Here is a 16,605-nt window from a genome sequence, read left to right as displayed (position 1 = left end):
CATTCATAAGGTTTTTTCTTACGGATGATATGCACGGGAGATGCCATGAGTTGGCAGCAGTTCGAATCTCAATACCTGGTGCGCTTTTGGGCGCCGCTGCCGGCGGTGATCGCCGCCGGGATCCTTTCTACCTACTACTTCGGCATGACCGGCACCTTCTGGGCGGTGACCGGCGAGTTCACCCGCTGGGGCGGCCATGTGCTGCAGTGGTTCGGCCTGCACCCCGAGCAGTGGGGCTATTTCAAGGTTATCGGCCTGCAGGGCACGCCGCTGGAGCGCATCGACGGGCGCATGATCATCGGCATGTTCGCCGGCTGCATCGCCGCCGCGCTGTGGGCCAACAACATCAAGCTGCGCCAGCCGCAGCACCGCATTCGCATCGTGCAGGCGCTGCTGGGCGGCATTATCGCCGGCTTCGGCGCGCGCCTGGCGATGGGTTGCAACCTGGCGGCATTCTTCACCGGCATTCCGCAGTTTTCGCTGCACGCCTGGTTCTTCGCGCTGGCGACCGCCGCAGGGTCGTACTTCGGCGCCAAATTCACGCTGCTGCCGATGTTCCGCATTCCGGTCAAATTGCAAAAGGTGAAGGCCGCCGCGCCGCTGACGCAGAAGCCTGAGCAGGCGCGCCGCCGCTTCCGGCTGGGCATGGCGGTCTTCGGCCTGGCGGTGGCCTGGTCGCTGTGGACGCTGTTCGATGCGCCTAAGCTCGGCATCGCCATGCTGTTCGGTATCGGCTTCGGTCTGCTGATCGAACGCGCGCAGATCTGCTTCACCTCGGCGTTCCGCGATCTGTGGATCACTGGCCGCACCCACATGGCGAAAGCCATCATCATCGGCATGGCGGTGAGCGCCATCGGCATCTTCAGCTACGTGCAGCTCGGCGTGGCGCCGAAAATCATGTGGGCCGGCCCGAATGCGGTGCTGGGCGGCTTGCTGTTCGGCTTCGGCATCGTGCTGGCCGGCGGTTGCGAGACCGGCTGGATGTACCGTGCGGTGGAAGGGCAGGTGCACTACTGGTGGGTGGGGCTGGGCAACATCATCGGCGCCACGCTGCTGGCCTATTACTGGGACGATCTGGCGCCGGCGCTGGCGACCGACTACGACAAGATCAACCTGCTCGACACCTTCGGCCCGATCGGCGGCCTGCTGGTGACCTACCTGCTGCTGGCGCTGGCCTTCGCCGCCATGCTGTGGTGGGAGAAACGCTTTTTCCGCGCCCGGCCTGAGGCGCAGGTGGTGAATTTGAGGAGCATGCCATGAAAGAGACGACGATAGTGCCGGACTACCGGCTGGACATGCTGGGCGAGCCTTGCCCGTACCCGGCGGTGGCGACGCTGGAGGCGATGCCGCAGCTGAAGCCGGGGGAAATCCTGGAGGTGATCAGCGATTGCCCGCAGTCGATCAACAACATTCCGCTCGATGCGCGCAACCACGGCTACAAGGTGCTGGATATCCAGCAGGACGGGCCGACCATCCGCTATCTGATCCAGCGTTAACACCGAGGCGGTGGGGTTCCCCACCGCCTTTTCGCGTTTTATCCCTTCACTACGTCGCCTTTCACTCCGGCGACAATCTCGAACGAACGCAGCCGCGCCTGATGATCGAAGATCTGGCCGTTGACCATGATCTCGTCGGCATCGGTTTCACGCAGCAGCGTTTGCAGCCCGTGGCGCACGGTTTTTTCATCGCCGACGATCGACATCCGCAGCGCCTGCTCGACGCCGTATTGCTCACCGGCGGTCCACAGCGCGTGGATGTTATCCACCGGCGGCGGCAGCGGGCCGGGCGACCCGCGGCGCAGGTTGATGAATTGCTGCTGCATCGAGCTGAACAGGAAGCGCGCATCGCTATCGCTGTCGGCGGCGATCACGTTGACGCACACCATGGCGTGCGGTTGCGCCAGCTGTTTGGACGGTTTGAAGTTTTCGCGGTACAGCTGCAGCGCCTGGAACAGCATATCCGGGGCGAAGTGCGAGGCGAAGGCGAACGGCAGGCCAAGCTGCGCCGCCAACTGCGCGCTGTAGAGGCTGGAGCCGAGCAGCCACAGCGGCACGTGCAGCCCCTGGCCCGGCACCGCCTGCACCGGCTGGCCGGGCTGCGCGTCGCAGAAGTAGTTTTGCAGCTCCTGCACGTCGCGCGGGAAGGTATCCACATCGCCGGACAGGTGGCGGCGCAGCGCCATCATGGTGCGCTGATCGGTGCCGGGCGCGCGGCCCAGCCCCAGATCGATGCGGCCGGGATAGAGCGACTCCAGCGTGCCGAACTGCTCGGCGATCACCAGCGGCGCATGGTTCGGCAGCATCACGCCGCCGGAGCCGAGGCGAATGCTCTGGGTGCCGGCGGCCAGATAGCCCAGCAGCACCGAGGTGGCGGCGCTGCCGATGCCGGTCATGTTGTGGTGCTCGGCCAGCCAGTAGCGCCGGTAGCCCCAGCGTTCGGCGTGCTGCGCCAAATCCAGCGAACAGTGGAAAGCGTCGCGCGCTTTGGCCCCTTGCGGGATTGGCGATAAATCCAGTACCGACAGCGGTACCGCAGTGTTTTCAGTCATGACATCGTCCATCAGAGAGTGGATCGCTTAAAGGGCGATTGCAGGAATCTGCATACCAAAAAGCCGAAAATGATGCTTTTTAGTGTTAAAAGCATAATCCAATTTATAGTTATAAAAGAGGAGATATGTGCTTGTGATATCCTCATGAGAGCAATGGTGTTTTTTGGAGCAATTTGAGATATGGAAATGATGATCCCCGCCCGCCGCTTACCGTTCCGGGAGCCGACATAATGAAAAAAAAGACGCTGTTTACCCTGTTGCTGATGATGGTGGCGATCGCATTGGCGATCCTGTTCCGCGCGCATAATCAGGATCTGTTACTGCAGGGTGAAGTGGACGCTCCCGAAGTGATCGTCGCTTCCAAGGCGAAAGGCCGGGTGGTTGAACGCCTGATCGAACGCGGCGACGACGTGAAAAGCGGCCAGCTGATTATCCAGCTCGACAGCCCCGAACTGATGGCGCAGCTGCGTTCCGCGCAGGCCACGCGCGACGAGGCCAAGGCGCAGCTCGATCAGTCGCTGCACGGCACCCGTGAAGAGAGCATCCGCAACCTGCGCGCCAATCTGGCGCAGGCCGAAGCGCAGTACCGCAATGCGCAAAACGACTACAACCGCAACCTGAGCGTGGCCGGCAAGGGCTATATTTCGAAGTCCGAGCTGGACGCTTCGCGCCGGGCGCGCGACACCGCCTTCCAGCAGGTGCAGGCGGCCAAGGCCAACCTGGACGAAGGCATCAACGGCGACCGCGTCGAGCTGCGGCAACAATACGCGGCGGCGCTGCGGGCGGCGGAAGAGAACCTGCTGCAGATCCAGGCGCAGAGCGACGATCTGCAGGTGAAAGCGCCGGTGGACGGCGAAGTGGGGCCGATCCCGGCCGAAGTGGGCGAGCTGCTGAACGCCGGCAGCCCGCTGGTGACGCTGATCCGGGTGCCGGACGCCTACTTCGTGTTTAACCTGCGCGAAGACATCCTGGCCCACGTGCGCAAAGGCGACAAGGTCAAGCTGCGGGTGCCGGCGCTGAAGGACAAAATGATCGACACCGAGGTGCGTTACATCGCGCCGCTGGGGGATTACGCCACCAAACGCGCCACCCGCGCCACCGGCGACTTCGACCTGAAAACCTTCGAAGTGCGCCTGTATCCGTCACAGCCGGTGGACGGCCTGCGTCCGGGGATGAGCACCTTATGGCAATGGAAAGAGTAAGGGCCGGCTGGCGCTGCTTCAGTCACGCGTTCGACAAAGAGTGTCGCGTCGCCTTTCGCAGCCCGGTGGTGCACTGGCTGAGCTGGATCTTTCCGCTGATCCTGTTTGGGCTGATCAGCAGCAACTTCTCCGAAGGCACGCTGCTCGATCTGCCGGTCTCGGTGGTGGACAGCGATCACAGCCCGCTGTCCAAATCGCTGACCCGGCGGCTGGACGCTGGGTCGCACGCCCACGTCGAGGCCTACGGCGGCGGGCTGCCGGAGTCGCTGAGCCGCCTGCGCAGCGCGCAGGATTACGCGTTGCTGTATATCCCGCCGGACTTCGAGGCCAACGCGCTGTCGGGCAAACAGCCTAGCGTGGTGATGTACTACAACGCGCTGTTCTACGGCGCCGGGCTGTACTCCACCCAGGACTTCGGCGGCCTGATGAACGAAATCAACGCCAGCACCCGCAGCATCATCGCCACCGAGATGGGCAAATCGCTGCCACCCTTGGCGGATGTGACGCTCTCTTACGGCAGCCTGTTCAACGCCAGCGGCAGCTATATCTATTACCAGCAGTTCGCCGCCACCATCCATCTGCTGCAGCTGTTCGCGGTGACCTGCATGATCTACGTGCTGGCGCGTAGCAAGTCGCTGCTGCAGGCCAAGCCGTTCAGCCTGGCGTTGCTCGGCAAGCTGGCGCCGTACACGCTGTGTTTCACCACCCTGCTGATGGTGGAGATCGCGGCGCTGGTGGGCATCTTTGACGCCCGCGTCAGCGGCAATCCGCTGTTTATGCTGATGATCGGCCTGTTTTACGTGATGGCAGCGCAGAGCATCGGCCTGCTGCTGTACACCTTTACCGGCAGCACCATCACCGCCTACAGCCTGATCGGTATTTTGGTCAGTATCGCGATGACCTTCTCCGGCATGGCGGTGCCTGAGCTGTCGATGCCGCTGCCGGCGCGCATCATTTCCAACATCGAGCCGCTGACCCACGCGCTGTACGCGATGTTCGACGTGTTCCTGCGGCAGGTGCACGCCAGCGCCATTTTCAGCGTGTGTGCGCTGCTGGCGGTCTACCCGCTGGTGGCCGCGCTGCTGGTGCGCAATCGCCTGCCGGCGCGGCTGGCAAAAGAGGGGAACGCCGGATGAAGCTCTATTGGCAAACCTTCGTTAAGGTGCTGCTCGGCATGCTGGAGCGGCCGGTATGGCTGATGCTGATCCTGTCGCTGTGCATCATGAGCATGGTGTACGCCAACCGCACGGTGTGGGATCTGCCGGTGGGGGTGGTCGATCAGGACCACAGCACCGCCAGCCGGCAGCTGATCCGCCAACTGGACGCCACCTCCAAGATAGCGATCGAAACCTACGACAGCCTGGAGCAGGCGCAGCGCGATCTCAGCTGGCGCAAGCTGTTTGCGGTGATCATCATGCCGGTGGATCTGGAGAAGAAGATCCTCAGCGGGCAGAACATCGTGGTGCCGGTGTACGGCGACGCCACCAACCGCCTGGCCAACGGCCAGATCCAACAGGACGTGGTGGCGGCCTACCAGCAGCTGCTGACGGAGTACAACAACGGGCTGCTGCTGCGCAGCGGCTTCAGCGAACGGCAGGCGCAGATACTGCTGACGCCGATACTGGGGCAAACGCTGGACGTGTTTAACCCCGGCATCAGCTTCGCGGCGATCATCTTTCCCGGCCTGCTGGTGATGCTGTTGCAGCACTCGCTGCTGATCGCCTGTATCCGCGTCAATATCGCCATGAAGAGCATGCCCGGCGGCAAGGCGCCATTGGCGGCGCACCTCGGCGGGCTGACGGCGCTGCTGCCGATCTGGCTGTTTCTGTCGATCGTGCTGTTCGTGCTGTGGCCGTGGGTATTGGGCTATCGGCAGACGGCGAACATCGCCGAACTGCTGCTGCTGACCTTCCCGTTCCTGCTGGCGGTATTGGGGCTGGGCAAGCTGGTGACCGAGTGCCTGCGCAGCGTCGAGATGATCTACCTGACGCTGGCGTTCATCACCACGCCGATCTTCTACCTGTCCGGCACAATCTGGCCGCTGCAGTCGATGCCGGCCTGGGTGCGCGCCATCTCCTACAGCATTCCCTCCACCTGGGGCACCAAGGCGATCGCCGGCGTCAATCAGATGGGGCTGTCGCTGAACGAAGTGTGGGGCGACGTGATGATGATGCTGGTGCTCGGCGTGGTCTACACCCTGCTGGGCTTCGGCGTCGGCTTCTTGCGCAACAGCGTGGCGCTGCGCGGGATGTTCAGGAAGCGGCGGGCGTAGGGAACCAATAAAGGCGCCATATTCGGCGCCTTTATTATTTCGTATTATCGATATGTTTAAGGTTGTTTATTTAGCGGGATGTCTATTGTTATTTTGATTTAATTTCTTATATTGACTTTGGTAATTGTCATTGTCGACCGGTTTAGGGAATTAATGGTTGGCGTTAGTTTTATCTATAACGTGTTATTTAAAGGATAATATAAATATGTCAACAATAAGAGAGCTTACTTCTGATGAGATGAAACTGATTGGCGGTTGTGGTGATGGAAATAACGGCGGCGATCGTGACAGGCCAAGCAGAGGTGCACCAAACTCCTGTGCCAATCAGGTTGGAATGGGTATCATCATTGGCGCATTTACCGGTTTTTCAGGTGGCCCGCCAGGGATGATAGGTATGGCGGTTGCCGGTGGCTTGATGGGGGCGGTCTCTTGCGCCGATAACAGCCCCGCAGGGAATAATAAGAATAACGGTGGTGCCTTGGGTGGCAATAAAAACGCCAATAGCGTTAATGGGCAGTGTCGATGGTGATGAGAACATCGCTTTTACCGTTTCAACAATAGAGGGTGGGTTATGGCCAATAGACGTATTTTAGACCCGCTTTGTAATATGATGGCGCTAACGTTGAGCATGTTACTTGTCTCGTTCTCCTCGCTAAGTGTTATTTCATACGGAGAACATTTGGTAGATGCGGTCATCGCGGTTTTTACTTATTTTGGTATCAGAAGCTGCTGCCTGATGTGTGTAAGTTTATTCCATTGGTTCCACGGCGGAAATAACCGTATTCATCTTGATAAATAAACAATGCCGGCGGCAGTGCGCCGCCGGCGCTTACCTCGCTAAGACACTAGCTCCAACCCCGCCACGCGGCGCCAGTAGCCGTTGCAGTCGGCGTGATCGGTCAAGGCCAGCGGCTGCTCACCGCGTTCGTTGGCGCGGAAGGCATCGATTTGCGCCAGCGTCTCTGCGCCCTGCGGCGATAGCCGCACGATGTCCACCAGCCCCTGCATGCTCGGCAGCTCGTTGCCGAGGTTGTAGCAGTAGCCGCTCATGGTCTGGATGCCGTTGAGCACGAACACCTGCTGCTGTTCCTGCGAACGCATCATGCGGCCCTGCGGATACTTGATGCAGCAGGTTTCGCACTCGTCCTTGCCGCGGTTCTCCGAGCGGGCGGTGAAGCAGCGCGCCGAATAGGCCAGCGGCAGGTGGCCGTAGCTCAGCACCTCCACCTCGAAATCATGGCGGAAGCCCAGCTCGTCGCACTGCGTCAGCAGGTTGGCCAGCCAGTCGCGCGACAGCTCGACCGGCATGCACCAGCGCATCATGCCCTGGCGGCGCAGCAGGCGCAGAGTATAGGCGTTGTAGCAGTTCAGCGCATGGCCGGCGACGAACGGCAGACCGCGTTCCGCCGCCATGTTCACTGCGCCCAGATCGTTGGCTTCAAACAGGAACTCGCCGTTCTCCACATAGCGTTTCAGCTCATTCAGCTCGGACGGCGCCTGCAGCAGCGCCAGCGTGGAGATCACCACCTGTTTGCCGCTGCGGGCGATGTCGCGCGCCAGCGCCAGCCAATCGCCGACTTTCATCTCGCGCCGCTTGGTGCAGACGCTCTCGCCGAGGTAAATGATGTCGGCGCTGCTCTCTGCCGCCTGCTGATAGAACGCCGCGATGTCGTTTTTCGGCCAGTAGTAGAGCACCGGCCCCAGTGCGTATTTCATGTTTCCTCCGGCTACTGCCATTTGCGGTGATAGGCGCCCAGCGTGGTCTGGGTGCCCTCAGACATCGCGCCCAGCGTCTCCATCCAGGCGGCGTCGGCACGGTAGGCGGCCGGATCGGCCTGGCAGCGGTCGATCGCCTGGCGCCAGACGCGCGCCACCTGGCTGACGTAAGCCGGGCTGCGCTGGCGGCCTTCGATCTTCACCGAGGCGATGTTGGCGGCCAGCAGCTCCGGCAGCAGCTCCAGCGTATTGAGGCTGGTGGGCTCTTCCAGCGCGTGGTAGCGCACGTCGTCCACCAGATAGCGGCCCTTGCACAGCGTCGGGTAGCCGGCGTTTTCATGGTCCTGGTAGCGGTCGATCAGCACGTCGTTCAGGCGCGACTCCATGCCCTGCGGGGTTTGCTGCCAGCGCACGAACCGCGCCGGCGAACAGGCGCCGACGGTGTTCGGCGATTCGCCGGTCAGGTAGGAGGAGAGATAGCAGCGCCCCTCGGCCATGATGCACAGGCTGCCGAAGGCGAACACTTCCAGCGGCACCGGGCTGGTGCGCGCCAGCTGTTTCACCTGATGCATCGACAGCACGCGCGGTAGCACCACCCGGCCTACCTCGAAGTTGCGCTGGTAGAAACGGATCGCCTCCTCGTTGGTGGCGGAGGCCTGCACCGAAACGTGGCGCTCCAGCTGCGGGTAGCGCTGGGCGGCGTATTCCAGCATCGCCAGATCCGCCAGAATCAGCGCGTCGGCGCCCAGCTGGGCCGCCATATCCACCGCGCGCTGCCAGCGGGCGTAGCCGTCGGGATGGGCGAAGGTGTTGATGGCGATATGCAGCTTGCGGCCGTGGCGATGCACGTAATCGACCGCTTCCTGCAGCTTTTTCTCGGTGAAGTTGAGGCCGGCGAAGTGGCGCGCGTTGGTATCGTCTTTCAGGCCGATGTAAACGGCGTCGGCGCCGTTATCCACCGCGGCCTTCAGGGCCGGCAGGTTGCCGGCGGGACAAAGCAGCTCCATAGATTTATCCTGGCTTAGCCGTGCACCCGGCCGGGCGCACGCTGTCTTTAAAGGTTGCCGACGGCGGTGTTCCGCCGGCAAACGCGAATCGGGGAGGCCATTTTAGGCAAAGGGGCGTACACAGGTTTTGATTTGGGGCAGCTTATGGCGTATTGATAAACATGGCGGTGAAATGCACTATTTGTTGATGTAGACCGCTGAAGCCGCGCGCCAGTGTGGCAAAATAGCGGAAGTCCGTATTGAAAGGAGTGGATGACCGTGTTGGAAAAACTACGAGCACGCCTTGTGCGCCAGGGGCCGTCGCTGCTGCGCATCCCGCTGAAATTCACGCCGTTCGCCCTGCAGCGCCAACTGCTGCAACAGGTGCTGAGCTGGCAGTTCCGCCAGGCGTTGGCGGATGGCGATCTGGAATTTCTCGAATCGCGCTGGCTGAAGATCGAAGTTCGCGATCTGGCGCTACAATGGTTTATGACGGTAGAAAACGACAAACTGGTGGTCAGCCAGCACGCCGAAGCGGACGTCAGTTTCAGCGGCGACGCCAACGATCTGATCCTGATCGCGGCGCGCAAGCAAGATCCGGATACGCTGTTCTTTCAGCGTCGGCTGCAGATTGAAGGGGATACCGAATTGGGCCTGTATGTGAAAAATTTGATGGACGCCATCGAGCTGGAAAGCATGCCCGCGCCGCTGCGCATGGGGCTGTTGCAGTTGGCTGATTTTGTCGAAGCAGGGTTGCAGGAGGGCACGGCGTCGGCTTCCCGTGTGGCGGTATCATGCTGATCCGCGTAGAGATCCCGGTAGACGCGGCGGGCATAGACGCCTTGCTGCGCCGCGCCTTTGGCCGCGACGACGAAGCCGATCTGGTGCAGCAGCTGCGCGAAGACGGCCTGCTGACGCTGGGCGTGGTCGCCACTGACGACGAAGGCGGGGTGGTGGGTTACGCCGCGTTCAGCCCGGTGGACGTGGCCGGCGAAGATCGCCAATGGGTGGCGCTGGCGCCGCTGGCGGTTGACGAAAGCCTGCGCCGCCAGGGGCTGGCTGAAAAGCTGGTGTACGAAGGTTTGGATTCGCTGAACGAATTCAGCTACGCCGCGGTGGTGGTGCTGGGCGATCCGGCCTACTACGGCCGCTTCGGTTTTAAACCGGCCGCCGCCTATGGCCTGAACTGCCGCTGGCCGGACACGGAAAGCGCGTTCCAGGTGTATCCGCTGGCGGAAGACGCCCTGAACGGCGTCAGCGGCGAAGTGGCTTTTTCGGCGCCGTTTAATCGCTTTTAACGACCGGCAATAGATACTCCAACGACAGCGGCGGGTGATTCACCAGCCGCTCTTTTTGTATTTTGCTCAGCTGTTTGACGCGGTATTCCAGCTTCAGCGCCGTTGAGCGATCCCCCACCTGGCAGTGAAATGCCAGCGTCAGTTCCCCTTTTCCGCGCAGCGCCTTGGCACCTTTGCCGGCTTGATGCTGCGCCAGGCGGCGCGCCACGTCGGTGGTGATGCCGGTATACAGCATGCCGCTCGGTAAACGCAGCATGTAGAGGTGCCAGAGAGTGGGGAAAGTGTCGGTCATCGTACGCCGCTTTGGTGGCCAGGGTCGGCGTATGATGGCATGTTCGCCATCACAATCCCATCCCCGGCCGCCGGTGCCTTACCGCTTTACCCCTTTTTTCCCGCCAGCTCGAAGCGCGGCGAAACGATGCCGTACAGCGTCCAGCCGAGGAAGGTGGCGATGGCGCCCCACATCATCGCTTCCTCACCGGAGCTGTAGAGCGCGTAGAAGCTGTACAGCGCGCCGATGCCGGCGATGATATTGGCGATGCGCGCCTTGTTGTCCGGCACCTTCGCCACTTTCTGAATAATGACCAGCGCCGCCATCGACAGGATGTAAGGGATGATGTTGGTCACCACCGCCAGGTTCACCAGCACGTTGAACTGCTTGTTCAGCGACGGGCTGATGGTCATCAGCGACAGGCCGCTCTGGATGACGACGATGGTCAGCATGCCTTTAACCGGCGCGTCGGCCTTGCTCAGCTTGGAGAAGATTTTCGGGAAGAAGCCGCTGTCGGCGGAGGATTTGAACACCTGAGCGATGGTGAACTGCCAGCCGAGCAGCGAGCCGACGCAGGACATCACCATCAACGCCATGATGATCTTGCCGACCGTCGGGTTGAACATGTGGGAGAACGCCAGCCCGAACGGTGCGGTGGAGTTGGCCAGATCCATGTTCGGCACGATGCCGGCGATCACGTTGGTTGAAACGATATAGATCACCGCCGCGCTGAGGGTGCCGCCCAGTACGGCGATCGGCACGTTGCGCTCCGGGTTTTCCACCACGTCGGTATTGGCACAGGCGGATTCCAGCCCCAGGAACGCCCACAGGGTCATTGAGATGGAGGCGCCGATGGCTTCGAAGGTTGGCACCTGATGCGGGTTCCAGGCGGCGACGTAGGCGCTGCCGCTGAACCAGTACCAGCCGATGACCGAGATGCCCACCACCGGAATGATCACGCCCCAGACGGTGATGCCGCTGATTTTGCCGGTGATGCGCGCGCCGCCGAAGTTGGCGACGGTCGCCAGCCACAGCACGCCGATGGTGGCGATACAGATCCCGAGCGGGCTGAGGGTGGTGTCGAACAGCTCGGTGCCGTAGCCGACGGCGGAAATGGCGATGGCGATGTTGGCGATCAGCAGCGAAACGCCGTAGGTGTAGTTCGCCATAAAGTTGCCCGATTTGCCGAAGGCGTATTCGGCGTAGCCGCCCATGCCGCCGGATTTACGGCTGAACATGCCGCATTTGGCGAAGGCGTAGGCCAGCGCCATCGAGCCGACGGCGGTCACCAGCCAGGAAACGATCGAAATCGTGCCCACTTCGGCCAGCTTGGTTGGCAGCATAATTATGCCGGAACCCATCATATTCACGGCGGTCAGGATCGTTAATTGCACGACCCCCATTTTATTATTGGACTTACTCATGATCATTTTCTCTTTTAGGATGCGATCCGGGCGGCGAGAATCATCGCCGCCCCGTAAGGTGATTAATTTTTCATGACGTAGCCGTAAGCGCGGTTCCAGCCATCCTCATCCTGTTGGATATAAACGCCCTGCAATTCTGGCGCGAATCCCGGCAATAAGTTGATGCCTTCTTCCAATGCCAGGAAATAACGCTGCGCGGCGCCGCCCCAAATTTCACCGGGCACCACGCACAGCACGCCCGGCGGGTAAGGCAGGGCGCCTTCGGCGGCGATGCGGCCCTCGGCTTTAGCCAGCGAGACCAATTCCACATTGCCGCGCACGAACTCGGTATTGGCGTCCTGCGGATTCATCACCACGCGCGGGAAATAACTTTTGCGGAACATCTCTTTTTGCAGTTCTTTAACGTCGTAGCTGACGTAAAGGTCGTGCATTTCCTGGCACAGCTGGCGGATGGTGTAGTTTTTGTAGCGCTGCTGGTGGTTTTTATAGACCGCAGGCAGCACCTCGCTGAGCAGGGAGTTTTGCTCGATGTGCTGCTCGAAGCGGGCGATCAGGGCCACCAGATGCTGCATCTTGGCGATGTCTTCCGCCGGCGTCAGCAGGAACAGGATCGAGTTGAGATCGCATTTTTCCGGCACGATGCCGTTTTCACGCAGGTAGTTGGCCAGAATGGTCGCCGGGATGCCGAACTCGCTGTAGCTGCCGGTGGCGGTATCGATGCCCGGCGTGGTGAGCAGCAGTTTGCACGGATCGACGAAGTACTGTGATTCGGCATAGCCCTCAAAGGCGTGCCATTTCTCGCCGGGCACGAAGTTGAAGAAGCGCAGATCGTTGGCCATCGCCGCGGTGTCATAGGCCTGCCACGGCTTGCCGTCGATCTGATCCGGCACGAACGGTTTGATCATCGTACAGGTATCCAGCAGCATTTTTCGCGCTTCGATCCCCACGCGCACGCACTCCTGCCACAGGCGCTGGCCGCTTTTGCCCTCGTGCATCTTGGCGTTGACGTCCAGCGCGGCGAACAGCGGGTAGAACGGGCTGGTAGAGGCGTGCAGCATGAAGGCGTTGTTGAAGCGCTTGTGGTTGCAGTAGCGGCTCTGGCCCTTGATATGCTTGTCTTTTTTGTGGATCTGCGAGGTTTGCGAGAAGCCTGCCTGCTGTTTGTGCACCGACTGGGTGACGATGATGCCGGGATCGTTCTCGTTCAGCTCCAGCAGCAGCGGCGAGCAGTCTTTCATCATCGGAATGAACTGCTCATAGCCCACCCAGGCGGAGTCGAACAGGATGTAGTCGCACAGGTGGCCAATCTTGTCGACCACCTGGCGGGCGTTGTAGATGGTGCCGTCGTAGGTGCCGAGCTGGATGATCGCCAGGCGGAACGGGCGGGCTTCGTTGGCGCGTTCCGGCGCCACTTCGCGGATCTGTTGGCGCAGGTAGCGTTCGTCAAAGCAGTGCGCGTCGATGCCGCCGATAAAGCCGAACGGGTTGCGGGCAGTTTCCAGATAAACCGGCGTGGCGCCGGCCTGGATCAACGCGCCGTGGTGGTTGGATTTATGGTTGTTGCGGTCGAACAGCACCAGATCGCCGCGCGTCAGCAGGGCGTTGGTCGCCACCTTGTTCGAGGCCGAGGTGCCGTTGAGCACGAAGTAGGTCTTGTCGGCGTTGAACACCTTGGCGGCGTGCTGCTGCGCGGCGCAAGGCGCGCCTTCGTGGATCAACAGATCGCCCAGTTTGACGTCGGCGTTGCACATATCGGAGCGGAAAAGCGTTTCGCCGTAGAAGTCGAAGAACTGGCGGCCCGCCGGATGTTTACGGAAGAACTCGCCGCCCTGGTGGCCTGGGCAGGCGAAGGTGGCGTTGCCCATTTCCACGTACTGCGTCAGCGTGTTGAAGAACGGCGGCAGCAGCTCGCTCTCATATTTGGCGGCGGCGGCCTCCAGCTGTTTGCCGTAGAACTGGGTATTCTTGCCGCACAGCTCAAACACGCCATGCAGCGCCGGCAATACGGCGTTATCCAGCTCTTCTTCGCAGCAGACGGCGACGAACAGCGGAATGTTGAGGCCGTGCTCTTCAATGCGCGCCACCATGCCGTGCGTGACGTCGTCTACCGACAGCACGATGGCGGCGACGTCATTGAAATCGCTGTGATGCACATCGACGATGTCGCGTTCAGTTTCAAAGCAGCCGAGGGTTTGGGTGTTGGCGGCAATTTTTAATTTTTTCATTTTTCTCATTCTTCAGGCAAAGGCAGTCCGTCGGCAAATAATTCCATTTGCCGCTAACGCCTTCACGAAAATAAAGGTGTGCGAGAACCCAGCGATGCCGAAAGGCATTAACTGTGTTCGTTGTTTTATTTAGCTTGGATGCGCTTGGCCGAAATTAAGAATGAATTGCGTGTCCTTCCCGGTTAGCGAGAAAGCGATATTATCACCGGCGTGCGGAGAATAAATAAAAACGCAATGACACTCTTATCAACGGCGTAAGAGCGAGGGGAGAGGGTTATCTGTAGTTGAAGAATGCGAAGCTAAAGCAGCTGCGATGAGCCATCATCATAATATGGGTTGTGCGCCTGATATGCGCCATTTTGCGGTTATTGTTTTCCATTTTCTAATCCACCTTGCTGAGTGAAAAGATGGCGCTATTTTAACGCAAGGTGGGCTAAAAATCGTGATGAAAGTCACATAAATGCCGGTGTTTATAAATAACTATTCACCTGTTATGCAATGAATTGCATAAACAGCGTTCAGGTGAGCCAAGGGCTTGTAAACGAATTGCTAATCGACTCCGGGAGGGTGCGCTAAATTTGCGTGTCGTCAGGATGGGAATAAAAGAACCGGTCGAATAACCGGTTGCATAACGATCAAATAAATCCGTCTTGTATTTTTTATGTTATAAATCTTTTTCTGGTCTAAGTTGATAAAAATGCATTTATTGTGTTTTTATATTCAATTTGAGTTTTTGATGATTATCGTTATTTGTGACTCGCCTCAACAACGCAGGGTAAGATGAAGTGAGTGAACAGGGAGGCGAGTAACCTTGAATACCCCAGAACAACGGCAGCAGATTGCAGATTTCATCGGCAAACAACACGTCTTGACGCTGTGCGCCGGCGACGGCCTCGACATGTGGTGCGCCAACTGTTTTTACGTGTTCGACACCGCGGCGATGGCGCTGTGGCTGATGACCGAACCGCACACCCGCCACGGCGGGCTGATGCTGAACAACGGCCGGGTGGTCGGCACCATCGCGCCGAAGCCGAAAAGCATCGCGCTGATCCGCGGCGTGCAGTACCGCGCCGAGGCGGTGCTGCTGAGCGGCGAAGAGGCCGACGCGGCGCGCGCGCGTTACTGCAAGCGCTTCCCGATCGCCAGGGCGATGAAAGCCTCGGTTTGGCGGCTGGATCTGCACGAAGTGAAGATGACCGACAACACCCTCGGCTTCGGCAAGAAGCTGCATTGGGCGCGGTCTATACTTTAAGTCGACGTATTGATTACAACGGGAGATTGCATGGCGCGAGCACTGTTAGTCGGCGCAACCGGGCTGGTGGGGCGCGAGTTGTTGCAGCTGTTGCAAAGCGATCCGCAGATAACGGCCATCGTGGCGCCGACGCGCACGCCGCTGCCGCCGCACGGCAAGCTGACCAACCCGGTCGGCGATGCGCTGTTCGAGCTGCTGAGTAGCCTGCAGCAGCCGGTCGATCTGGTGTTCTGCTGCCTGGGCACCACCCGCCGGGCGGCGGGCAGCGCTGATGCCTTCCGCTACGTCGATTATCAACTGGTGGTGGAGAGCGCGCTGACCGGCCGCCGCTTGGGGGCGCAGCACTGTCTGGTGGTGAGCGCGTTGGGCGCCAACGCGGATTCCACCTTCCTGTATAACCGCACCAAAGGCGAGATGGAGCAGGCGCTGCGCGAACAGCACTGGCCGCGCCTGACGCTGGTGCGGCCTTCCATGCTGGTGGGGGATCGCCCCGCGCCGCGCCTGATGGAGCGCCTCACGCTACCGCTGTTCAGGCTGCTGCCCGGCAAATGGCGCGCCGTCTCCGCCAAAGACGTGGCGCAAACGCTGCTGCAGCAGGCGTTCACGCCGGGCGAAGGGGTCAGGGTGCTGGAGTCGGATCGGCTGCACTGCTACCGAGACTGACGCTGAGGTGATCGAACGCCAGCTCCAGCCCGGCGGGCAGTTCATTGTCCAGCAGCCACAGATCGAGATGATGGCTGATGTGCGTCAGCAGCGTGCGTTTGGGCTGCAGCAACCGCTGCGTCTCCTGCGCGCGGGTCAGATCGTTGTGGTTGCGCGGCGCCTGCGGCTGAGGCGGCAGGCTGCAATCGAGCACCAGCAGATCCAGCGCCACGTTCTGCAGATAGTCGGCGGTGGCCGGCGGCAGGCCGACGGTGTCGGTCAGGTAGGCCAGCGCAGCGCCTGCCGCCTGGATCAGATAGCCGTGGGTCAGTTTGGAGTGTTGCAGCGGCAGCGGGGTGATGCGCATGCCGCCCAGTTCGACGGTGGCGAAGGGCGCCAGCGGCGGCTGAAACGCCAGAATGCCGGGGTGTTTGAACAGGTCATCGCAGCCCTGTTCATCCGGCGGGCCATACACCGGAATGGAATTTCCGCACCCCCAACGCAAAGGAAATAACCCCTGAACGTGATCCATGTGGTAATGTGTCAGTAAAAAACGTTGAATTTGCCCCGCCGAAAATCGCCGCTCCAAAGCCGGCAATCCCGCATCCAATAAGGTCGTTTCCCCCTGATAGTTAAGCATGGCGCTGCATGCTCGCCGCCGAAATGCCGGCTCGCGCCGCGCCCGTTGGCAGATAGGGCAGTCGCAGCCGAACACCGGCACCTGCTGCGCGCCGCCGGTGCCGAGAAAGGTCAGTTGCATCGCTCCCCT

General features: G+C 60.7%; 18 protein-coding genes. 10 read left to right on the top strand and 8 right to left on the bottom strand.

Annotation, left to right across the window (positions count from 1 at the left end; all coding sequences use genetic code 11):
* Positions 1-45: 45 nt before the first annotated feature.
* Both yedE and yedF read left to right on the top strand, forming a co-directional pair.
* The gene (gene yedE, locus ACJ8IN_RS10250; protein ID WP_308325374.1) at positions 46-1,260 is read left to right on the top strand and encodes a selenium metabolism membrane protein YedE/FdhT; all 1,215 of its coding nucleotides are present in this window, start codon (positions 46-48) and stop codon (positions 1,258-1,260) included.
* Positions 1,257-1,496 carry a sulfurtransferase-like selenium metabolism protein YedF gene (gene yedF, locus ACJ8IN_RS10245; RefSeq protein WP_004933486.1) on the top strand — a complete coding sequence of 80 codons (240 nt, stop codon included), beginning with the start codon at positions 1,257-1,259 and terminating at the stop codon, positions 1,494-1,496. The genes yedE and yedF overlap by 4 nt, the downstream gene beginning before the upstream one ends.
* Positions 1,497-1,534: 38 nt before the next feature.
* On the opposite strand, the gene ACJ8IN_RS10240 is transcribed toward yedF, so the two are convergent.
* The gene (locus tag ACJ8IN_RS10240; protein ID WP_049288409.1) at positions 1,535-2,548 is read right to left on the bottom strand and encodes a luciferase-like monooxygenase; all 1,014 of its coding nucleotides are present in this window, start codon (positions 2,546-2,548) and stop codon (positions 1,535-1,537) included.
* A 230-nt stretch (positions 2,549-2,778) separates the two neighbouring features.
* On the opposite strand from ACJ8IN_RS10240, the gene ACJ8IN_RS10235 reads away from it, so the two are divergent.
* The 4 genes from ACJ8IN_RS10235 to ACJ8IN_RS10220 all read left to right on the top strand — a co-directional run bounded on the left by ACJ8IN_RS10235 (position 2,779) and on the right by ACJ8IN_RS10220 (position 6,551).
* The gene (locus tag ACJ8IN_RS10235; RefSeq protein ID WP_047569616.1) at positions 2,779-3,750 is read left to right on the top strand and encodes an HlyD family secretion protein; all 972 of its coding nucleotides are present in this window, start codon (positions 2,779-2,781) and stop codon (positions 3,748-3,750) included.
* Positions 3,732-4,886, top strand: a complete 1,155-nt coding sequence (locus tag ACJ8IN_RS10230; RefSeq protein WP_033636832.1) for an ABC transporter permease — start codon at positions 3,732-3,734, stop codon at positions 4,884-4,886. Before ACJ8IN_RS10235 ends, ACJ8IN_RS10230 begins: the two co-directional genes overlap by 19 nt.
* Entirely contained in the window at positions 4,883-6,022 is a 1,140-nt protein-coding gene (locus tag ACJ8IN_RS10225; RefSeq protein ID WP_033648660.1) for an ABC transporter permease, read from the top strand. The genes ACJ8IN_RS10230 and ACJ8IN_RS10225 overlap by 4 nt, the downstream gene beginning before the upstream one ends.
* A 157-nt stretch (positions 6,023-6,179) precedes the next feature.
* Positions 6,180-6,551, top strand: a complete 372-nt coding sequence (locus ACJ8IN_RS10220; protein ID WP_126171282.1) for a hypothetical protein — start codon at positions 6,180-6,182, stop codon at positions 6,549-6,551.
* Between the two features lie 308 nt (positions 6,552-6,859).
* On the opposite strand, the gene ACJ8IN_RS10215 is transcribed toward ACJ8IN_RS10220, so the two are convergent.
* Positions 6,860-7,738, bottom strand: a complete 879-nt coding sequence (locus tag ACJ8IN_RS10215) for a U32 family peptidase (RefSeq protein ID WP_308325375.1) — start codon at positions 7,736-7,738, stop codon at positions 6,860-6,862.
* An 11-nt stretch (positions 7,739-7,749) separates the two neighbouring features.
* Entirely contained in the window at positions 7,750-8,745 is a 996-nt protein-coding gene (gene ubiU / locus ACJ8IN_RS10210) for a ubiquinone anaerobic biosynthesis protein UbiU (RefSeq protein WP_015376422.1), read from the bottom strand.
* Positions 8,746-9,003: 258 nt separating this feature from the next.
* Here ubiU and ubiT point away from each other — a divergent pair, with 258 nt between their 5' ends.
* Together ubiT and ACJ8IN_RS10200 are read left to right on the top strand one after the other, a co-directional pair.
* Positions 9,004-9,525 (top strand): ubiquinone anaerobic biosynthesis accessory factor UbiT, encoded by a 522-nt coding sequence (ubiT, locus tag ACJ8IN_RS10205; RefSeq protein WP_060445932.1) that lies wholly within the window; start codon positions 9,004-9,006, stop codon positions 9,523-9,525.
* Complete coding sequence (locus ACJ8IN_RS10200) at positions 9,519-10,022, top strand: GNAT family N-acetyltransferase (protein WP_033648656.1); 504 nt, start codon at positions 9,519-9,521, stop codon at positions 10,020-10,022. Before ubiT ends, ACJ8IN_RS10200 begins: the two co-directional genes overlap by 7 nt.
* Here the strand turns inward: ACJ8IN_RS10200 and ACJ8IN_RS10195 are convergent.
* From ACJ8IN_RS10195 to speFL, 4 genes are all read right to left on the bottom strand, one after another.
* The gene (locus ACJ8IN_RS10195; protein WP_154610367.1) at positions 10,009-10,314 is read right to left on the bottom strand and encodes a GIY-YIG nuclease family protein; all 306 of its coding nucleotides are present in this window, start codon (positions 10,312-10,314) and stop codon (positions 10,009-10,011) included. The genes ACJ8IN_RS10200 and ACJ8IN_RS10195 overlap by 14 nt on opposite strands.
* An 86-nt stretch (positions 10,315-10,400) precedes the next feature.
* Positions 10,401-11,717: a putrescine-ornithine antiporter gene (gene potE, locus ACJ8IN_RS10190; protein WP_033648789.1), complete on the bottom strand. Its 1,317-nt coding sequence runs from the start codon at positions 11,715-11,717 to the stop codon at positions 10,401-10,403.
* Between the two features lie 62 nt (positions 11,718-11,779).
* Positions 11,780-13,942 carry an ornithine decarboxylase SpeF gene (gene speF / locus ACJ8IN_RS10185; protein WP_033648654.1) on the bottom strand — a complete coding sequence of 721 codons (2,163 nt, stop codon included), beginning with the start codon at positions 13,940-13,942 and terminating at the stop codon, positions 11,780-11,782.
* Positions 13,943-14,216: 274 nt separating this feature from the next.
* Positions 14,217-14,321, bottom strand: coding sequence for a leader peptide SpeFL (speFL, locus tag ACJ8IN_RS10180; RefSeq protein WP_004933443.1), 105 nt, complete (start codon positions 14,319-14,321; stop codon positions 14,217-14,219).
* A gap of 432 nt (positions 14,322-14,753) precedes the next feature.
* Here speFL and ACJ8IN_RS10175 point away from each other — a divergent pair, with 432 nt between their 5' ends.
* Positions 14,754-15,194, top strand: coding sequence for a YhbP family protein (locus tag ACJ8IN_RS10175; RefSeq protein WP_308325376.1), 441 nt, complete (start codon positions 14,754-14,756; stop codon positions 15,192-15,194).
* A gap of 30 nt (positions 15,195-15,224) precedes the next feature.
* On the top strand, positions 15,225-15,857 hold the full coding sequence (locus tag ACJ8IN_RS10170) for an NAD(P)H-binding protein (RefSeq protein WP_161764316.1): 633 nt from the start codon (positions 15,225-15,227) through the stop codon (positions 15,855-15,857).
* On the opposite strand, the gene phnP is transcribed toward ACJ8IN_RS10170, so the two are convergent.
* Positions 15,814-16,596 carry a phosphonate metabolism protein PhnP gene (phnP, locus tag ACJ8IN_RS10165; protein ID WP_039567766.1) on the bottom strand — a complete coding sequence of 261 codons (783 nt, stop codon included), beginning with the start codon at positions 16,594-16,596 and terminating at the stop codon, positions 15,814-15,816. The genes ACJ8IN_RS10170 and phnP overlap by 44 nt on opposite strands.
* Between the last annotated feature and the right edge of the window lie 9 nt (positions 16,597-16,605).

Origin of the sequence: Serratia sp. CY31944, assembly GCF_052169175.1 — a bacterium.
Taxonomy (GTDB): domain Bacteria; phylum Pseudomonadota; class Gammaproteobacteria; order Enterobacterales; family Enterobacteriaceae; genus Serratia; species Serratia sarumanii.
This window is presented reverse-complemented; position numbering and strand designations above follow the sequence as displayed.